This is a genomic window from Pseudomonas sp. SWRI179 (assembly GCF_014268705.1).
GTDB lineage: Bacteria > Pseudomonadota > Gammaproteobacteria > Pseudomonadales > Pseudomonadaceae > Aquipseudomonas > Aquipseudomonas zanjanensis.
Genome location: NZ_JABWRA010000160.1, coordinates 1 through 261, shown reverse-complemented (window position 1 = coordinate 261; position 261 = coordinate 1). Strand labels below are relative to the sequence as shown.

Sequence of the window (261 nt, the reverse complement as noted above, 5' to 3'; positions counted from 1 at the left end):
CCTGCAATGACAGCTCGCCGCCTTCGGTGTCGAGGCCGGTGATGATCACCGGGTCGTCGTTGTTGTGGACCTGCAAGACCAGGTTCGCGGTACTGGTGTCGCCGTCGGCGTCGGTCAGGGTGTAGGTGAAGGTTTCGCTGCCATTGCCGCCGCCGTGCAAACCCTTGAAGTCGGCGTCGGCGGTGTTGAGGGTGTAGGTGTAGGAACCGTCGGCGTTGAGCACCAGGGTGCCGTAGGTGCCGGTGAACGTGCCGGGGGTGA

General features: G+C 64.4%; 1 protein-coding gene. It reads right to left on the bottom strand.

The genetic code is table 11. From position 1 onward, the window contains the following. Positions 1–261, bottom strand: a 261-nt coding sequence (locus HU767_RS28640; protein WP_202894664.1) for a VCBS domain-containing protein, incomplete at both ends; no start/stop codon positions are given.